The sequence below is a fragment of the Chryseobacterium sp. CBTAP 102 genome, assembly GCF_003201365.1.
GTDB classification, from domain to species: domain Bacteria; phylum Bacteroidota; class Bacteroidia; order Flavobacteriales; family Weeksellaceae; genus Chryseobacterium; species Chryseobacterium candidae.
This window is the reverse complement of sequence record NZ_QICX01000017.1, coordinates 1-18,476: the sequence shown is the minus strand read 5'-3', so window position 1 is coordinate 18,476 and position 18,476 is coordinate 1. Positions and strand designations below refer to the sequence as shown.

The 18,476-nt window shown below is 35.6% G+C and carries 13 protein-coding genes; 8 read left to right on the top strand and 5 right to left on the bottom strand.

The annotated features are described in order from the left end of the window. Positions 1 to 48: 48 nt before the first annotated feature. Together hutH and C8D70_RS18700 are read right to left on the bottom strand one after the other, a co-directional pair. A complete protein-coding gene (gene hutH / locus C8D70_RS18705; RefSeq protein ID WP_110368314.1) occupies positions 49 to 1,536 on the bottom strand; it encodes a histidine ammonia-lyase in 1,488 nt (495 codons plus the stop codon). Positions 1,537 to 1,657: 121 nt separating this feature from the next. Continuing rightward, positions 1,658 to 2,668 (bottom strand): helix-turn-helix domain-containing protein, encoded by a 1,011-nt coding sequence (locus tag C8D70_RS18700; RefSeq protein WP_110368313.1) that lies wholly within the window; start codon positions 2,666 to 2,668, stop codon positions 1,658 to 1,660. Between the two features lie 334 nt (positions 2,669 to 3,002). Between C8D70_RS18700 and C8D70_RS18695 the strand changes: the two genes are divergently transcribed. From C8D70_RS18695 to uvrC, 5 genes are all read left to right on the top strand, one after another. Beyond that, positions 3,003 to 3,440 carry a transposase gene (locus C8D70_RS18695; RefSeq protein WP_317043160.1) on the top strand — a complete coding sequence of 146 codons (438 nt, stop codon included), beginning with the start codon at positions 3,003 to 3,005 and terminating at the stop codon, positions 3,438 to 3,440. Next, entirely contained in the window at positions 3,404 to 3,757 is a 354-nt protein-coding gene (locus C8D70_RS18690) for a hypothetical protein (RefSeq protein WP_076597138.1), read from the top strand. The genes C8D70_RS18695 and C8D70_RS18690 overlap by 37 nt, the downstream gene beginning before the upstream one ends. Positions 3,758 to 3,784: 27 nt before the next feature. Further along, positions 3,785 to 4,375 carry a hypothetical protein gene (locus tag C8D70_RS18685; RefSeq protein WP_110368312.1) on the top strand — a complete coding sequence of 197 codons (591 nt, stop codon included), beginning with the start codon at positions 3,785 to 3,787 and terminating at the stop codon, positions 4,373 to 4,375. A gap of 40 nt (positions 4,376 to 4,415) precedes the next feature. Beyond that, a complete protein-coding gene (locus C8D70_RS18680; RefSeq protein WP_136521066.1) occupies positions 4,416 to 5,528 on the top strand; it encodes a hypothetical protein in 1,113 nt (370 codons plus the stop codon). A gap of 147 nt (positions 5,529 to 5,675) precedes the next feature. Further along, positions 5,676 to 7,469, top strand: a complete 1,794-nt coding sequence (uvrC, locus tag C8D70_RS18675; RefSeq protein ID WP_076597135.1) for an excinuclease ABC subunit UvrC — start codon at positions 5,676 to 5,678, stop codon at positions 7,467 to 7,469. A 412-nt stretch (positions 7,470 to 7,881) separates the two neighbouring features. On the opposite strand, the gene C8D70_RS18670 is transcribed toward uvrC, so the two are convergent. The 3 genes from C8D70_RS18670 to C8D70_RS18660 are packed head-to-tail and all read right to left on the bottom strand — an operon-like array spanning position 7,882 to position 10,613. Further along, positions 7,882 to 8,628 carry a hypothetical protein gene (locus tag C8D70_RS18670; protein WP_110368311.1) on the bottom strand — a complete coding sequence of 249 codons (747 nt, stop codon included), beginning with the start codon at positions 8,626 to 8,628 and terminating at the stop codon, positions 7,882 to 7,884. 10 nt (positions 8,629 to 8,638) lie between these two features. Then, positions 8,639 to 9,721 (bottom strand): PorV/PorQ family protein, encoded by a 1,083-nt coding sequence (locus C8D70_RS18665; RefSeq protein ID WP_076597133.1) that lies wholly within the window; start codon positions 9,719 to 9,721, stop codon positions 8,639 to 8,641. Between the two features lie 13 nt (positions 9,722 to 9,734). Further along, positions 9,735 to 10,613, bottom strand: a complete 879-nt coding sequence (locus tag C8D70_RS18660; protein ID WP_076597132.1) for a DMT family transporter — start codon at positions 10,611 to 10,613, stop codon at positions 9,735 to 9,737. Positions 10,614 to 11,000: 387 nt separating this feature from the next. On the opposite strand from C8D70_RS18660, the gene C8D70_RS18655 reads away from it, so the two are divergent. The 3 genes from C8D70_RS18655 to C8D70_RS18645 all read left to right on the top strand — a co-directional run bounded on the left by C8D70_RS18655 (position 11,001) and on the right by C8D70_RS18645 (position 17,787). Beyond that, the gene (locus C8D70_RS18655; protein ID WP_076597131.1) at positions 11,001 to 12,629 is read left to right on the top strand and encodes an acyl-CoA carboxylase subunit beta; all 1,629 of its coding nucleotides are present in this window, start codon (positions 11,001 to 11,003) and stop codon (positions 12,627 to 12,629) included. A 338-nt stretch (positions 12,630 to 12,967) separates the two neighbouring features. Next, on the top strand, positions 12,968 to 16,108 hold the full coding sequence (locus C8D70_RS18650) for a SusC/RagA family TonB-linked outer membrane protein (protein WP_110368350.1): 3,141 nt from the start codon (positions 12,968 to 12,970) through the stop codon (positions 16,106 to 16,108). A 23-nt stretch (positions 16,109 to 16,131) separates the two neighbouring features. Beyond that, positions 16,132 to 17,787 (top strand): SusD/RagB family nutrient-binding outer membrane lipoprotein, encoded by a 1,656-nt coding sequence (locus C8D70_RS18645; RefSeq protein ID WP_110368310.1) that lies wholly within the window; start codon positions 16,132 to 16,134, stop codon positions 17,785 to 17,787. Positions 17,788 to 18,476 lie beyond the last annotated feature (689 nt).

Sequence of the window (18,476 nt, the reverse complement as noted above, 5' to 3'; positions counted from 1 at the left end):
ATGAAAACAAAAAAAGCTCCCATTTCGGAAGCTTTGATTTTATTTGAGTTAATTGACAATGAATTTTCTTTCATTGATCAACTCTGCAATTGCTAACATATCTTTCCCAATCAACCTGTCATCTTCCAGCTTGGCAACTTTGGAACGAAGAATAGTGAAGTTTTCTTCAATTACTTTAGAACATTTTGCAGGTCTTCTGAATTCAAGTCCCTGAGCGGCAAACATCAGCTCAACAGATAAAATATTCACAAGATTTCCAAGCACCTGATTGAATTTTCTTCCTGAAATACTTCCCATAGAAACATGATCTTCCTGTCCTAAACTTGTAGGAATAGAGTCTGCCGATGCAGGGAAACATAATGTCTTATTCTCTGTAACCAAGGCTGCTGAAGTATATTGAGGGATCATAAATCCGGAATTCAATCCTGAGCTTTCTGTTAATAATCTTGGAAGTCCATACTTTCCTTCTAGCAATAAGTAGCTTCTTCTGTCTGAAATATTCCCCAATTCTGCGGCGGCTAAGGTAGCATAGTCTAAAGGAAGTGCCATCAGCTGTCCGTGGAAGTTTCCGCCTGAAATAGATTCTTCAGCACTTAATACAATCGGGTTATCAGTAACGGAATTCAATTCTGTTTCTGCCATTCCTTTAAGGTGCTCAAAAGCATTTCTGCTGGCTCCGTGAACCTGTGGTACACATCTCATGGAATAAGGATCCTGAACTCTTTCACAATCTTCGTGAGCTTTTAAATTTTCTGATCCCTTTAAGAACTTAAGCATTCTTGCAGCTACTTTTTTACTGCCTTCAAAAGGTCTGATCTCGTGAAGCTCTTTTTTGAAAGGGCTTGCAGAACCTCTGTACGCTTCAATACTCATGGCAGCAGTCATATCCGCCAGGTCCAGTAAATATTCAAATTTCTCAAGTCCCTTGATTGCATGAGCAAGGATAAACTGCGTACCATTGATCAATCCTAATCCTTCTTTGGGACCTAAAGGTAATGGTTCAAGGTCGTGTTTTTTAAGAATATCTATTGTTTCGAAAACCTGATTTCCTTCCCAAACCTGTCCTAAACCAAGCAAAGGCAGTACAAGATGTGCTAATGGAGCAAGATCTCCTGAGGCTCCTACAGATCCCTGTTCAGGAACCACCGGAATGATATCTTTCTCAAGCATCAGAATCATTCTTTCAATTACTTCCAGGGAAACGCCTGAAAATCCTTTCGAAAGAGCATGTACTTTGGCAATCATCATAATCTTGGAAAGCTCTTTATCAATAGGCTTCCCTACACCCACTGCATGAGAAATGATCAGGTTATATTGTAACTGAGCGGTTTCGTCCGCTGAAATTTTAGTATCACATAATGGTCCGAATCCTGTATTGATTCCATATACACATCTGTCAGACTCTACTATTTTCTGTACGTTTTTCTGAGATTTTAAGATTTGTTCTTTTGAAGCTTTATTAAGCTTTGCTTTATTTGGTTTTTTACAGATTTCCAGAACATCATGGAAAGTAAAAACATCTACTCCGTATATCATTTCTAAAAAATTTTCTTAAAATTACGCATTTCACCATTACTGTTAAAACTAAATTCAGAAGAAGCTTATTTTTATGTAAAAAATCTGAAAGGCATCTTCATTTTCTATATTTCATACTACATTATTCGTACAAAGCATATGATTCCGGCTCAATGGATTTAATAAACTCAGAAGGAGTTTTGTTTTCTATCTGTTTAAAAGCTCTGTTGAATGTTGACTGATGCTTAAAGCCTGCTGTCATATAAATATACATCAAAGTATATTTGGGATAATTTACCTTTATTTCCTCCTTGATGTAGTTAATACGGTATGAATTGATCAGGTTTTTAAAATTCATTCCGGTATTAATGCTTATGGCTCTTGAAATGTAGGTGGTGTTGATCCCAAAATTGTAAGAAAGATCCTGAATGCTGTAATCATGCTTTTTCCAAGGCATCTGATGATCGAGATAATCAATGATTTTTTTGTAAATTTCATTATACATTTCTGTGTTTTTCTCCAGTACATCATTTGTATCTTCCGCTACTGAGGTAAATCCATATTGCGGACCATCAGTAAAACTATTCCGAACGATAAACTTTTTCTCCGTAATCTTGCTATTGTAAAAAATAAAAAACAACGCGACTACAAGGAAAGTAAATAATATTTTAAACTTACTGAACTCTAAAGCACTTTCATTTATAAGCACAGGAAAAAAAGACTGTGGTATTATAGTAAAAAAAATAAGAAAGACTCCAATAATAAGTGTACTTAATACTAAAGCGCGGAATGTGTATAAATTATACGTCCCCAAAGGCAGTAATGCAAAAAACAGAATGATTTCCGGGGCTTTTTTCCAGAATAAAAACAAAATCCCATATAAAAAAATGGTCTTTACAATCATATAATAATTTAGAAAATATTTCAGCACATGATATTCCAATCTGTAAATAATCATAGTTAGCATAGACAAAAAAAGCAGAATACCCAGCATGATGAAAGCAACAAGATTTTGTCCTTCACAATAAAAAACAACTGTGTGAACAGACAGCACAACAAGAAGCAGAAGATTGTAATGAAAATAGTACATCTTAAGCAACTGATCCAGGGATGAGGGACCCGAATCAAGGAACTCTTTTACATTTAATTTCATAGGTTTTATGTTTCAGAGGTTATCATTTTCATAAAGGTAGAGATTTCATTTCACAAGCACGAAATAATTGCCAACGAAAACGACAATAGCAATCAATTTATAAATTAACTAATTTAAAAATTTAAAAATCAGTCATTTACAATTTATTAAGTTAAATAATAAAACTATAAAATTTACATAAAATGGTTTATATAACCACCTAAATTTGCAATACTATTAATGAATCTCTAATCATATTCTATTATTTTCCTGAAAAATGATTATTAAAGTCAAGTGAAAATATGTGTTCAGGTTGGGATAAATACCACAAGTGTTGAATTAAAATTTATTGATGATGTCTTTTGATATAAAAAATATCCACATCGGAAAAATCATCCGGCAAAAAGCAGAGGAAAAAGGAATTGAAACCAAACGGATACAAAATTTTCTCAACTGTTCAGAAAACGAAATACAGAAGATGTATGAAAATCCAAGCATTGAGACCGATCTCCTATTGAGATGGAGCAAACTGCTTAAGTACGATTTTTTCAGGATTTATGTGCAGCACATCATATTATTTTCACCACCTGAAAAAATACAAACGGTAAAGAAGCAAAAACAGTCTGTCCCTGTTTACAGGAAAAATATTTACACAAAAGAAATTATAGATTTTATCCTGGAACTGCTGAATGAGAAAAAGAAGACCAGAACACAGATTATCGGAGAGTATAGAATTCCTAAAACAACATTATACAAATGGATAGAAAAATACAATCACTCAAAAAAAATCTAGCCGCTCCTGATTACAGGAAGATTTATACCGATATGATTGAAATGAAATACCAGGAAAAGAAAGAAAGCTGTAAAGCTCTGCTGGATAGACCTAATATTTCTTTTCTGGAAATTATAGAGATTGAAAGAAAATTAATGGGTGTAAATATCTCTGGTCCGGAGGACAATGGAAAATTCAGGGCGTATGATGACAAAGCTATTATTCAGATCTTAAAATATCAGAAAAAGAACAGATTAACGAACATCGATCTTTCCAGAGAATTTAAAATCAGCAGAAACTCTATTGCAAAGTGGAAAAAGATGTTTGTTGAAATATAACCTTCCATAATAACGAAATTTTTCGTCATGATAAAAATAAAATCACCAGATCGCAAATGGATCGCAAGCTTTTCGAAAAGCCTGCTGGTGATTATATTCTTATTCCTATGCCAGAAGGCAAAAACACAAATTTATATTGGTGAAGGAACCTGCGTTTATGTACTGGATGATACTGCACTCGACGCTGCAGCCATTTCTGTGGAAGGAAAGGGAAAATTGATATCCAATAAAACAGCAAATGATGAAAAGGCTGTAAAAGTTGCTTTACAGGTTAAAAAAAACAGGCCAGACGAGCAAATAAAGAAAAGCGGGACCAAATCAAAAAAAGAAAAGCAATATGAAAAGATTGTAAAAAATTCATATATCTTTCAACAAAAGAGAAATAATTCGCAAATTAGTGTTCAAACCTCTTCTTCATGCTGTTTTGTTATTCCATCTCCTTTAACTATAAAAAAAATAATACATCCCGTTTATTTTGCAAAAAATTCTCTTGAGTTATATGTCTATACCAATCATGCTGTAAATCCAAATTTCAATAACTCAAAGATAGGCTCTTCAGATCATAAAAAAAGATTTGATATAAGACCTCCCCCACTATATTTTGTTTACCCTCGATAATAATAACAAAATAATTTATCTTCAATTAAAAAAAATAAAAATGAAAAAAATATATTTAGCTTTACTAATGGCTATAGTTTCCCCTTCTTTTGTTTTAGCACAAGTAGGCATTAACACTCCTACTCCGGAAGCCACACTAGATATCCGCGCAAAAAACCACACCAGTTCAGGGCCGGGTGCTGTTACTGCAAACGATGGTATTTTAGTTCCAAGAGTGAATGACCTTGCCGTTAATGGAACAGTTAACGGACAGCTCGTGTATCTTATCACGAATGCAGGCACTTTTTCACAGGGATTTCACTATTGGAATGGTACGGTATGGAGTCCTCTCGACATGACCAATGATGCTTGGACCAACGATATAACTTCATCTAGCGTTAAGATCGGTACAAAATCGGACGGCACTGCAAGAACTGCCGGAACTGAATTTGTTGCGACAGACACAGGAAGAGTAGGAATTGGAACTACCGATCCTAAGGTAACATTACAGGTAAATGGTCTGGCTTCTACAGCAACTGTTCCTGACGGATTTACAACACCAAGATTAACCCGCTCTCAACTTTCCGCAAAAGACGCTTCTTACGGAACAGACCAAAACGGAACTCTTGTTTTTGTAACTTCATTAGACGGATCTGCCATCAATAAAGTTTCTAATGTAACTTCTGTAGGTTTGTATTTTTACGATTCTCCAACAAACAAATGGTATAATGTGCGAAATTCGTCTTCCGGCCATGTAGAAGGATTCAAAATCATTACCGGAACATACAGCCCTGCAACACCTTATACCATTCAGCCAGATGATTACATCCTTATTCTGAGATTCAACACAGCGTCTACCGGAGGAGCTTCATCTGGCAATATCGGGAACACGAGCCCTTTTATTAATACAACGGCGAATATGATTTTGCCGGATCCTACCACGTGTCCGGGAAGAATCCTGCATTTCATTAATGACAGCGACAGGCTTGGTTCCAGCACAGGAGAAAGCGCGTTTACAAATTATCCTATGCTTGGTGCTATTACCGAGACCAACAGTTACAATACCAAAAGTTCATCATTGAATTATGAAGTCCAGACCGGGCAGAATTATTCGCAATGGAGAATTATCAGCGATGGTACAAGATGGATTTCTTTACAGGTTGTAATTGTATAACACAAATATCAACAACACAAATCTATGATTAAAAGAGAGAGGCTGTCTTTAAAAAGCAGTCTCTTTTTTTATGGGAAATCAACACTTCCGAAAAGCATTTGTTTTCTGCTGTTTTTTTTCTGAAACTAAATTCCTTAATTTTGTTATATGAATCCTTCTTTAGAACTACAGCTCAAAACTTTACCATCCGAACCCGGCGTTTATCGTTATTATGATAAAAACGAACAGCTTTTGTATGTTGGGAAAGCTAAAAATCTTAAAAAGAGGGTTCTATCTTACTTCAATAAAAACCTTTCCGGATACAGGATCAAAATAATGGTCAGCAAAATCCAGAGACTGGAAACCACGATTGTCAACAGTGAATATGATGCTTTGCTATTGGAAAATAATCTGATCAAGGAGTATCAGCCGTTTTATAATGTCATGTTGAAGGATGACAAGACCTATCCATGGATTTGTATCAAAAATGAAGATTTTCCTCGAATTTTTCTGACCCGAAATATGATTAAAGACGGATCAGAATATTACGGTCCGTATGCAAAAGTACGTCCTGCAAAAATATTGCTGGATACTATAAAACACATTTATAAGCTTAGAACATGTAACCTGAATCTTTCTCCAGCCAAGATTGCGGATGGAAAATATAAAGTCTGTCTGGAATATCACATCAAAAACTGCGAAGGGCCATGTGAAGATCTTGAAAGCAAAGAAGATTATGACGAAAAAATAGATGCCATCCGCGGAATTATTAAAGGAGATTTCCGGAAAGCAAAAGATTATCTGGTGAATCAGATGATGAAACTGGCTTCCAGTCTTAAATTTGAAGAGGCTCAGATTATTAAGGAAAGACTGGATATTCTTGAGGATTATCAGGCCAAAAACACCGTAGTAAATCCCAATATTGATGATGTAGATGTTTTCGGAATGACGAGTGATGAGACCGCTGCTTATGTCAATTTCTTTAAAATCAGAAACGGGAATATCATCCAGAGTTTTACTACTGAGATCAAAAAGATTCTTGAAGAAACCGATGAAGATATTATGGAGGAAGCTCTGATTGAGATTCGCCAGAAGTTTTCTTCCGATTCTAAAGAAGTTCTTTTACCATTTCATCTTTCTGTAGAAATCCCAAATGTAAAGCTGATTGTTCCTAAGGTAGGAGACAAAAAGAGAATTGTAGAGCTTTCTGAAAAAAATGCTAAAGAATACCGTCTTGAAAAACTGAAACAGGTTCAGATTGTAGATCCTGAAAGGCATACCAACAGAATCATGGCCGAAATGCAGAAATTGTTGAGAATGCCTGTAGAGCCAAGACATATTGAAGGTTTTGATAACTCAAATATTCAGGGAACGAATCCTGTGTCTGCATGTGTTGTTTTTAAAGACGGAAAACCGAGTAAAGCAGATTACAGAATTTTCCATCCTAAAACAGTGGAAGGACCAAACGATTTTGCAACAATGGAAGAAGTTATCTACCGCCGTTACAAAAGAATGCTTGATGAAGGAGAAAGTCTTCCTCAGCTGATTCTTATTGATGGCGGAAAAGGGCAACTGTCTTCTGCTGTAAAAAGCCTGAGATTACTAGGTCTTTATGGAAAAATTACTATTGTAGGGATCGCTAAGAGACTTGAAGAAATTTTCTTCCCGGAAGATCCTATTCCTTTATATCTGGATAAAAAATCTGAAACATTAAAAATCCTTCAGCGTGTCCGTGACGAAGCTCACCGGTTTGGGGTAAAACATCACAGAACGAGAAGAAAAAATTCTACTATAAAATCTGAACTGGAAGAAATTCCTGGGGTGGGGGAAAAAACTATTGAACTGCTTCTGTCTAAATTAAAGTCCGTAAAACGTATCAAAGAGGCCAATCTGGAGACTCTGGAAGAAATTTTAGGGAAAAGTAAGGCGAAAGTAATCTGGGAATTTTTTAATACTAATTAATTATTGCGTGGTACCTACTGTTAAATTTTCTTAATAAAAATCCTCTCTTCATAGGATTTTACGGATATTTGCTATTTCATTAACAGGGGATAAAAAATCAATTATTTTTCAACATAAAATGAAATAAATCAATAAAAAATACATATTAATAAATATTTTACTAAATAATAGCATTATTTATATTTTATTCATAAATTAGTATTATCAACTAATGACGATAATACTATGAAAATGATCTCTAATTTATCAATCTTTTAAATTTAACATTATACATCTTTATGATAATCGTTTTTTCTAAAAAAGATAAAACCACTTTCAAATTTCCGGAACTATGAAAAACACATCAGCATATATATTATAAAAGGCTCTTTTTTTCAAGAGCCTTTTATGTTTTTATTTCTGCTTGTGAAAATTATTTTGCCACAAATACTTCTTTGGAGTACCTTCCGTCTGCCTGCGGAATATCTATCACAATATTCCTATTTTCAAAATATCCGATGGTGGTATTCCCATCAGCCATTTTTACAAGGAAAACAGAGCTCTTTGAAGTTGCTTTGAAAACAGCAAACGGTACTGAGCTTCCGGATTTTGCCAGAATAAACTGATTAGGCTCAATCTGTATTTTCTGAAGATCCAGTTTTCCGTTTGAGTAATCGCTCCCCTCCTGATTTGTTGTTGATACCACAGGCTCAGACTGTGAGGAATTCTGAGCAGCATTACTATTGTTAGCAGCAGGCAGCATTTCTACCGGGTTGGAGAATGCTACATATGTTAAAGCCTGCTTCAATGCATCAGGAAACCCCTCTTCAAATTCTTTTATATCTGAACGTCCTTTAGATTCAAAAATCACCTTTTTGTTGCAGTCTCTGAACTGTAGAATTACTTTATTTGTAAACAAGCTCTTATCATTCAATACTTCAGCATTAGCTACATTACATGAATTATTTTTAGCCTCAGATGGCCATTTATCCATAGCCTCAGTTAAAATTTCATATTTCTTTTCCTGTAACACTTTAGCAAGATAAGCTTCCAATCCGAAACTGCTATTCTTAAAGGTTTTAAATTTTTCAGGAATCACCACATATCTATAGTCGGTAATCTTTTGGGTAAAAGCCAATGTTGAGCTTACTACCAACATCAGCATTAATAACTTTTTCATTTCTATAGTTTTAATCGTTTCTGAATGCTCCCATATCCAGTTTTAAAGAGAAGAAATTGGAATAGAAATTAGATCCGCCAATCCCCGAATTCGTAATGGCATAATCCAGCGTTAGTCCTCTATATCTGATCCCAAGACCCGCACTTGGCTGGAAAGAAACTTTTCTTTTAAGATCCTCTATATCTGTAATAGACTGGAATCTGTTGATCCCCAATCTTACAAAAATCATTTTCTGATAGCCTAATTCAGCTCCGGCATATGGACTGATACTGGCAAAGTCGGTAGAAATTAATGACGCTGTTTTAGCAAAATCCACATTGATCCCGGCTTCCGGTAATACATAAACACTGCTATTGATTTCGAATAATTTGCTGGCACCTACATTGAGTTTAGGCATTGTAAGTTCCAGTTTATCTTTAGGAGCAGGGTTGAATTCCTCACCGTTTACAACAGTAGAAAGTTCTTTCTGATTGATCGTCCAGAAGTTTACGGTAGTGGTGATATCTCTCACCATTCCTCCAAACTTCCAGCCGTTATCTGCCTTATAAATTGCTCCAACATCGAAACCAAAACCATAACCACTCGCAAATTTACCCACATTTCTATAGACAATTTTAGCATTCACCCCAACATCAAGTTTAGGATTCCCTCCCGGTCTGAATGCATAAGAAAGAATAGCTGCATAATCGGATTGGGAAAACTTGGTAATTTTATCATAATCAATGTTCCCTTCAGAATCGATCATCTGAGTTGTATTCAAAATATTATCTACCCCAAGTCTTACTACGGAAACTCCAAATACGCCTTCTTCAAGTACTTTTGCATAAGCCAGATAATCATACTTTGCGATAGACTCAAAGTATTCAGCATGCATTGCTGCTCCCTGCCAGTCTCTTTCAACAGACATCAAGCCTGCCGGGTTCCACATAGGAGAATATACATCATCCTGGTTGCTAATTACCGCCCCTCCCATAGCAAGCCCTCTTGCTCCAGCTCCGATATTTAAGAACTCATTGGAATATTTCCTGATAATCTGAGATTGAGAAAGCCCAAACAACAGTGAAAATGCAAGTAAAAAATATTTTTTCATCATATAAATTTGATGCTTAGTTTAAGTTTTTAGTTTTTCTGGCTTTTATTAATCCATTTGCAATGATTGCCAGTATCATAACACCTGAAGCGACATAAAATATCGGGCTCATATGTTCTGATTCCCCAAAGATAAAAAAAGCTAGTATAATTCCGTAGACCGGCTCTAAATTAACTGTTAAAATTAACGTAAAAGGTGATATATATTTCATTAAATTAACAGATTCCAGCATTGGAAAAGCAGTAAAAACACTGGCTAACAAGCATATTAACGCCAGATCACTATAGTTTATTTCGTTCATCTGAAAAATTTGCCCCGAAAGCAAATAAAATATCATTAAAATAAACCAACCACAGAAGATTTCATAAAAAATTATGTTTCCAGAACTTGTTTTACCAAACATCTTACCATTAAAAACAGAAAAAACAGTACCGAATACGGCACTCAGAATTCCATAAATAATGCCTTCTTTAAAATGAAACTCTGTCTTAAAGATCAATAATATACAAGCTACGATAACACTTCCCATTACCACTTCAGATACATCAATCTTTCTTTTAAAAATAACGGGTTCCAGAATGGAGGCAAAAAGTGTAGATAAGGAAAGACAACTTAGCGCAATAGAAACATTGGAAACTTTAATAGAATAAAAAAAGCAATACCAATGGAGTGCCATGGCAAAACCTATTGCCGCCAGCTGAAAAAATATTTTTTTAGAAACCTTTATGCTTTCTTTTTTAAAAAACCTGATAAATACATACAGAAAGATAGAAGCAAACAACATTCTGTAAAATACAAGGATCTGGGCATTGGCTTGAATCAATTTTCCTAAAATTGCAGTGAACCCCCATAAAAAAACTATTAAATGCAACCTGAAAAGTGCCAATTTATGCATAACCTAACCCCTTTAAATTTTTAACGTGCAAATTTACAAATAGCAAACGCAAAATATTGATAAAAAGATAATTTTAATCTAAAAAAAGTTAAAAGAAATTAAAATAATAACTACACTGCCCAAAAAAACCCTGAAAATTTGTTAAACTTTCAGGGCCTTCAAATAATAAACTATTAAAAAAATAAACTAGGAACTTAGAGTATTTTGCAGAGAATTCCATCTCTGTTACTCTAGTGTAAAGTTAGAAAAAATATAAATTATTTAAAAATATTTTTTAGTTAAAAATTTCACAATTTACTAGAAACCAAATAATTAAACACCTGTTTTACTTCCAATTTATATTCCTCATAAAAATAGTATCTTTAAGCGTAAAAAATTGAAAATTTTATGGACATCGAATTCAATAAACGAGAAGATCAGAACAGATTAAAATTATCTGAAATAAATCGCTTACTCACCGAAATTAAAAAAGGTGGTGGTGAGAAGAGGCTTCAAAAGCTTCGTGATGAAGGAAAAATGACAGCAAGAGAAAGAATAGATTATCTTCTCGATAAAGATTCAGATTCCATAGAAATTGGAGCATTTGCAGGATACGAAATGTATCAGGAGCATGGAGGATGCCCTAGTGGAGGTGTTGTAGTGGTTATTGGCTACGTTTCCGGAAGACAGTGTATTATTGTTGCTAATGATGCTTCTGTAAAAGCCGGTGCCTGGTTTCCTATCACAGGAAAGAAAAACCTGAGAGCACAGGAAATTGCTATGGAAAACAAACTTCCAATCATTTATCTGGTAGACTCTGCAGGAGTTTATCTACCTATGCAGGATGAGATATTTCCGGATAAAGAGCATTTTGGAAGAATTTTCAGAAACAATGCTAAAATGAGTTCCATGGGAATCATCCAGATATCAGCTGTTATGGGAAGTTGTGTAGCCGGCGGCGCCTATCTTCCCATCATGAGCGACGAAGCTATGATTGTGGATAAAACAGGCTCTATTTTCCTTGCAGGAAGTTATCTGGTAAAGGCCGCTATCGGAGAAAGTATTGATAATGAAACATTGGGTGGAGCAACTACCCACTGCTCTATTTCAGGTGTTACGGATTATAAAGCCAAAGATGATAAAGATGCCCTGAACAGAATCAAAACCATCATGAAATCTGTAGGAACTACTGAAAAAGCAGGTTTTGACAGAATAGAAAGTTTCCCGCCAAGAGAAAATCCTGAAAATATTTTCGGAATTATGCCGGTTTCAAGAGCTGAACAGTATGATACCTATGAAATTATCAAGTGTATTGTGGATAACTCCGAGTATGATGAATATAAACCAGACTATGGTAAAAGTATTATCTGCGCAACAGCAAGAGTGGACGGCTGGTCTGTAGGAATTGTAGCCAATCAGAGAAAGCTTGTTAAAAGCGGTAAAGGAGAAATGCAGTTCGGAGGAGTGATCTACTCTGATTCCGCAGATAAAGCAACCCGATTTATTGCAAATTGTAATCAAAGAAAAATCCCTTTAATTTTCTTACAGGATGTTACCGGATTTATGGTAGGTTCAAAATCAGAACATGGCGGTATTATTAAAGACGGAGCTAAAATGGTAAATGCGGTTTCCAACTCTGTAGTTCCTAAATTTACGATCATTACAGGCAACTCTTATGGAGCAGGAAACTATGCAATGTGCGGAAAAGCTTATGACCCAAGATTAATTGTTGCATGGCCGTGGGCAGATTTAGCGGTAATGGGAGGTGCACAGGCTGCCAAAGTACTGGCTCAGATTCAGGAATCTACCTTAAAAAAGCAAGGAAAAGAAATCTCAGAAGAAGAGCACAACGAAATTCTGGATACCATTTCAAAGAAATATCAGAAACAGACTGAATCCACCTACGCAGCAGCAAGATTATGGACAGATGCAATCATCAATCCTGCCGACACAAGAAAATGGATTTCTATGGGAATTGAAGCTGCTAATCATTCTCCTATTACTGAGAAGTTCAATCTTGGAGTCATACAGGTATGATATAATTGTTATCCTTTTCAATAAATTAATCCCTTATCATATTGGTAAGGGATTTTTCATACGTATTAAATAAATTGACAATAAATAATTTACAGCCTCATTTCTAATAGACAAAAGCTTATATCATATAAAAAGTAAAAAAATAAAATTTACAGATAATAGTATATGATCATTTTTTATATTTTTAATATTGATAATTACAGAAAATTATACATTAAAATCAGCATTGAAAAGAAAAACACAACTCAATAAATACTGACAATCAATACGTTACATTCGAATTTGTGCTATTGTACTATATTTTTTTTATATATTGCAATAAGCAAATGATGAACAAAATGAAACAATTAAATACAAGACATCCCTTGGCTGTTGGCGTTTTTTGTTTTCTATTGAGTACAAACCACCTAAGCGGTCAAAATGCGAAGAAAGATTCTATAAAGAATAAACAAATTGATGAAGTTGTTGTTACTGCACTTGGGATCAAAAGAGATCAGAGAAAACTAGGCTACGCCATTACCAAAGTAGAAACCAAAGACATTACCCAGGCTGGTGTCGTTAATCCTATGGAAGCCCTTCAGGGTAAACTTCCGGGTGTAGAAATTACGGCAGGCTCCGGAGGCCCGCAGTCCAGTGCCAGGATTCAGATCCGGGGAAATACATCATTAGGCAACAATAATCAGCCTCTGATAGTAGTTGATGGAGTAGTTATTGACAATGGAGTAACGGGTGCGGACTCCTGGGGTGCGGGTTATGATTTCGGTAATGAAATGAAAAACCTGAACTCAGATGTTTTTGAATCCGTTTCCGTATTAAGAGGAGCTGCTGCATCTGCTCTTTATGGCTCACGGGCTGCTAACGGGGTTATTGTCATTACAACCAAGAAAGGAAAAGGAACAAATGGATTGAGTGTCAGGATAAATTCTTCTCTTACTACACAGCATGTCTATGGCGGTCCCAGGTTTCAGAATGAATTTGGCGCCGGTATTGGACCCAGTTTTTCAACGGATGCTGACGGAAACCGTTTTATCGATCCTAACAATTTTTTTTATAGCTACGGGCCAAAATTTGACGGAAAACCAGTACAGGATATTGATGGCAGGACCATTCTGTGGAATCCCCAGCCGAATAATTATAAGGATATTTATCAGGTAGGGTTTGATCGTAAAAACTCATTTGAACTCTCAGGAGGAAATAAAAAATCTACTATTTTATTCAATTATACCAATCAGGAAGCGGACGGTATTCTTCCCCGTAATAAGTTTATCAAAAATGCCTATTTTATCCGTGGAACCCATCAGTTCAGTAAATATTTGCAGGTAGATGCAAGTTTCAACTATAACCGGTCTTTCGGGCAGAACCCCGTACCTCAGGGAGGAAATGAAAGTCCGCTCTTCAGCTTTATCTATGGCACTCCCAGAAGTTTTGATGCGGTTTATTGGAAAAGCAATTATATGGATCCTGTAAATGGAGGAATGAAACTAGACAATGCAGATCCTTACGGTATGGCATCTACTTATTTTAATATTTTCCAGAATACAAGAACCCAGAAAGAAAACAATTATATAGGCAGGATCGAACTAAAATCCCAGCTAACAGACTGGTTAAACTTAATGATAAACGGCAACTTCAATAATTATAATTTTCTGAATGAATCTAAAATACTTGGAGAAAGCCCAGGATTTAATGGCGGTGGCTATAGTATTTTGGAAGGAAGAAAAGAACAGTATACTACGAAATTTTTATTGAATGCCAACTTCAAATTGTCGGAAAATCTTACCCTTAATGCATCTGTTGGTGGAGAAGATTTCAGATCCAAATACAAAGCCACAAGGCAATGGACTAATGGAGGACTTAATTCTCCGGGCGTTTTCCAGCTCCAGAACTCAATAGATCCGGCAGAAAGTGAGGTCTATTATACTGATGGTAATCAGTCCCCAAAAAGAATTCAGGGCCTGTACGCTTTTGCTAATTTCGGATGGAAAGACCAGCTGTTCATTGATATCACAGGCCGTAATGACTGGTCTTCCACACTGGCATATCCTGATGGACATGGAAGTATAAGCTATTTTTATCCTTCGTTTGTGGGAAACTGGATATTTTCCAATTCTTTTAAACTTCCAAATTGGATAAATTCCGGAAGCCTTAGAGGAAGTCTGGCATGGGTTGGAAGAGATACTTCACCATACAACACAAGCTCCGGCCTTTACTACAGACCTGATCCTTTAGCTTACAATTCCCCCGATGGAACCCGCATTCCGTTAGTTGGCTTCAATAGTAACTCGCTTGCGAATTTAAATTTAAAAAATGAATTGAGCAGATCTGTAGAATTTGGATTAAATATGTCTTTCTTCAGTAACCGGCTGGATTTTGATGTTTCCTTTTATAAAACCAATACAACCAATCAGCTGTTAACTCTTTCCTTACCCCAAGAATCAGGACTCCGCCAGCAGCAGATTAACGCCGGAAATCTGCAAAACCAAGGTATAGAGGTAGTTGTGAACGCCATTCCGGTAAAACTTCCCAACTTCAAATGGAATACCACAGTTACATTCTCTCAAAACAGGGATAAACTTATTGAGCTGTATCCCGGTGTTACTGAATATGTATTAAACTGGGGTATGGGTACTGATGTAAAAAGTATAGCAATACCTGGCCAACAATATGGTTTGATACAAACCCAATATGCCTATGCCAGATATCAGGCTCTGGATGCGAATGGTAATAAAATTGATGATCCCAGAAACGGAATGAAAGTTCTTAAAGCTGATGGTTCTTATCTGAGGTCAAATTCCTACCAAAATCAGGAATATACTACAGTAGGGAAATTAACTCCTGATTTTTTAGCCAGCTTCAGAAACACTTTCAAATATAAAAACTTATCTTTAAGTGTACTGATAGATGCAAGAGTAGGTGGTGATATTCTTTCTGCAACCTACAATTATGGTGTTCAGTTTGGCAACCTTTCATCCACATTAAAGTACAGGGATGAGGAAAGAGGAGGAATCAAATATATTGATTCCCAGGGCAACACTCAATATGGGGTAATTCCTGATGGAGTATTTGCCCAAAATTCTATCATAAAGGATAAACAAGGAGTCACCAGAGATGTAAGCGGTATGACTTATCAGGAAGCTTATGAAAAAGGGTGGATCAACCCAGTAAAAACATCTTCCTACTACAACAGATTAGCCTCATGGGGAAATGGCATAAGGGAGCAGGCTATATTTGAAAATACATGGGTCTCCCTACGTGAAGCACGCCTTACCTATTCCTTTAAACCTGACATGATCAAATCTCTTGGAGTAAATACCCTGAACCTATCCCTTATAGGCAGGAACCTATTTTATATTTATAATAAATTACCGGATGGAATAAACCCAGAAGGAAAATATTCCAACAGTGCAGGCAGCTTTGCGGAATATGGAGGCTCTCCTATGTCCAGATATTTTGGATTTAATCTGGATTTCTCATTCTAAATATTATAAAAAATAATCAAAAAATGAAAAAAATACTTATACTTATTTTACCACTTCTCTTTTTCATATCCTGTACACGCGATTTTGCTGAGATTAATACCAATCCTGTAGATCAAATAAATGCTACCCCTGAAGAACTTCTTCCTTTAGCCATTATGAAAGGATATAATGCGAGTTTCGAATACTATTACGATTATTACCGTAGAATTATGCCATGGACCCAGACCCTGGTTCCCAGTACGGGTAATTCTTCACAGTTTATGATTGACGGTTCCAACATGAATCAGAGGAAAGATATCTTTTATGGAGATCATGGTGCTTTACTTACAGACATCATTTATAAAATAGATCATATGCCCGCTGAAGAACAAAAAAAATACGTGAACATCAAAAGCATTGCCACAATTTTAAAAGTTTATTATGCATGGTATGTAACAGATGTGAATGGAAGCATGGCCTATACAGAAGCTTTTCAGGCACGCTATGGAGGTACACAGACTCCGGTATTTGAAACACAGGAACAATTATATGATGTTTTTGACAAACAGCTGAATGATGTTTATACGGCCATACAAAGCGCAGATCAATCTGTACAGATAAACCCCGGAGAAAAAGATCTGTTTTTTAACGGAGATATAAGCAAATGGAAAAGGGTTGGCAATTCGTTAAGATTGAAAATTGCATCAAGGCTTATGAAAAGAAATCCAGCTAAACTGACCGCCATTGCTGCACAGGTTTTATCAAGGGATGAGATTAGCAGTACAGCATCAAGCTTCCTTTTACGCGCCAGAAGATTTACAGAGCATGGTAATTTTAATCCTGTAGGAATGTCTGCCTCAAAGCCTATGGTTGATTTCATGAACGAAAATAAAGATCCCAGAATATCTATCTTTTTTCAGCAGAATGATTATTCCCAAGAAAATATAAATAAACTTGTAGCTGCCGGTAAAATGAAAGCCACTATGGAAAATCAGCGTTATGTTGGCGGCCCAGTAAGCCCCAATATGGTTTCAGCCGATATGAGCCGTTATTATACTTCAGCAAAAAGATTATTAAATGGAGTAAATTATGATACGATTTCCAGATTGCAATATAGAATCTGGAGGCCGGAAAATACTTCAAAAGGTATTATTGGAACAGGAAATGCTATATTCCCAATTCTTACCTACGCAGATTATTCTCTGTTGAAAGCAGAACTTACAGCAAGAAATCTTATTCCGGGTAATACAAAAGATCTTTACGAACAAGGAATCAGAGCGTCTATTGAAACCTATAACTATATTGCCAAAGAAGCACTGGTAGATGATTACAAAATAGCGAGTGATGCTGATATTATAGCTTATCTCAATGAAGCACAGATTAAATTTACACCGTCATTGGCATTGGAACAGATTATCATTCAGGAATATTTAAATTATTTTAAACAACCTAATGAAGTATGGTCCTTGATCAAAAGAACCGGAATACCTAATATTTCAACTGCTCTTAAGCTGGAAAATCCAATCAGTGAAGCCGGAATTCTATTGATAATGCCTAGAAGAATTGTTCTTCCCACTCCTTCAAAAGATAATCTGAATTATCAAAATCAAAAGAAAGCATTGGAGCAAATGAAACAGGATCCTGAATTTGGAGCCAGTGAAAGTGATATACAAGGCCGTATATGGTGGGATAAGAAATAAATGTACTGCCAACAATTAGAGAAAAGTTAATTTAAAAAACTTTTTCTATTTGTACTCTATAAAAAACACATTATACAATCTTCATAACTATTTAACTAATTGAAAGACCACCTAAACCAATAAAATTTATTGATTAGCAATAGGATCTTTACAATTTATTGTCGTACTAAGGATCTGATCCGCCATAACTTACAATCTTCATAATCTTAGGCTATTGGATCCTTATACGACTATAACTTTGGAGTTGGGTAATGAATAATGAATTTTAAGGATTCCAAAGGGTATGTATAAATTCTTTATTTAATTGTTTCACTTGCGCCGCTTCTTTCTACTGTGTCATTCCGCAGGAATCCAGCCTCCTTTATTATAGTCTTTAAAGGATTTAAAAGGTAAAAGTAATACTTGAGTTATGTGATAATACTTTGTTCAGACTCCTACGGAGTGACAACTGGAGTGTGTACTGTCCATCATAAGGATGAGTGATTAATGATAGTTGATAATGGATAATGGATAATGGATAATGGATAATGGATAAGTGATAAGTGATCGTTGATGATTGATGGTTCATGAATAATCGATGTATTGTTTATCATCTATTACTCATTATGTATGAGTTTAGGGTTCCCTGCTTGGGTATAAAGCAAAAAAAATCCTTTATCAATAAGATAAAGGATTTTAAAAATAAAATA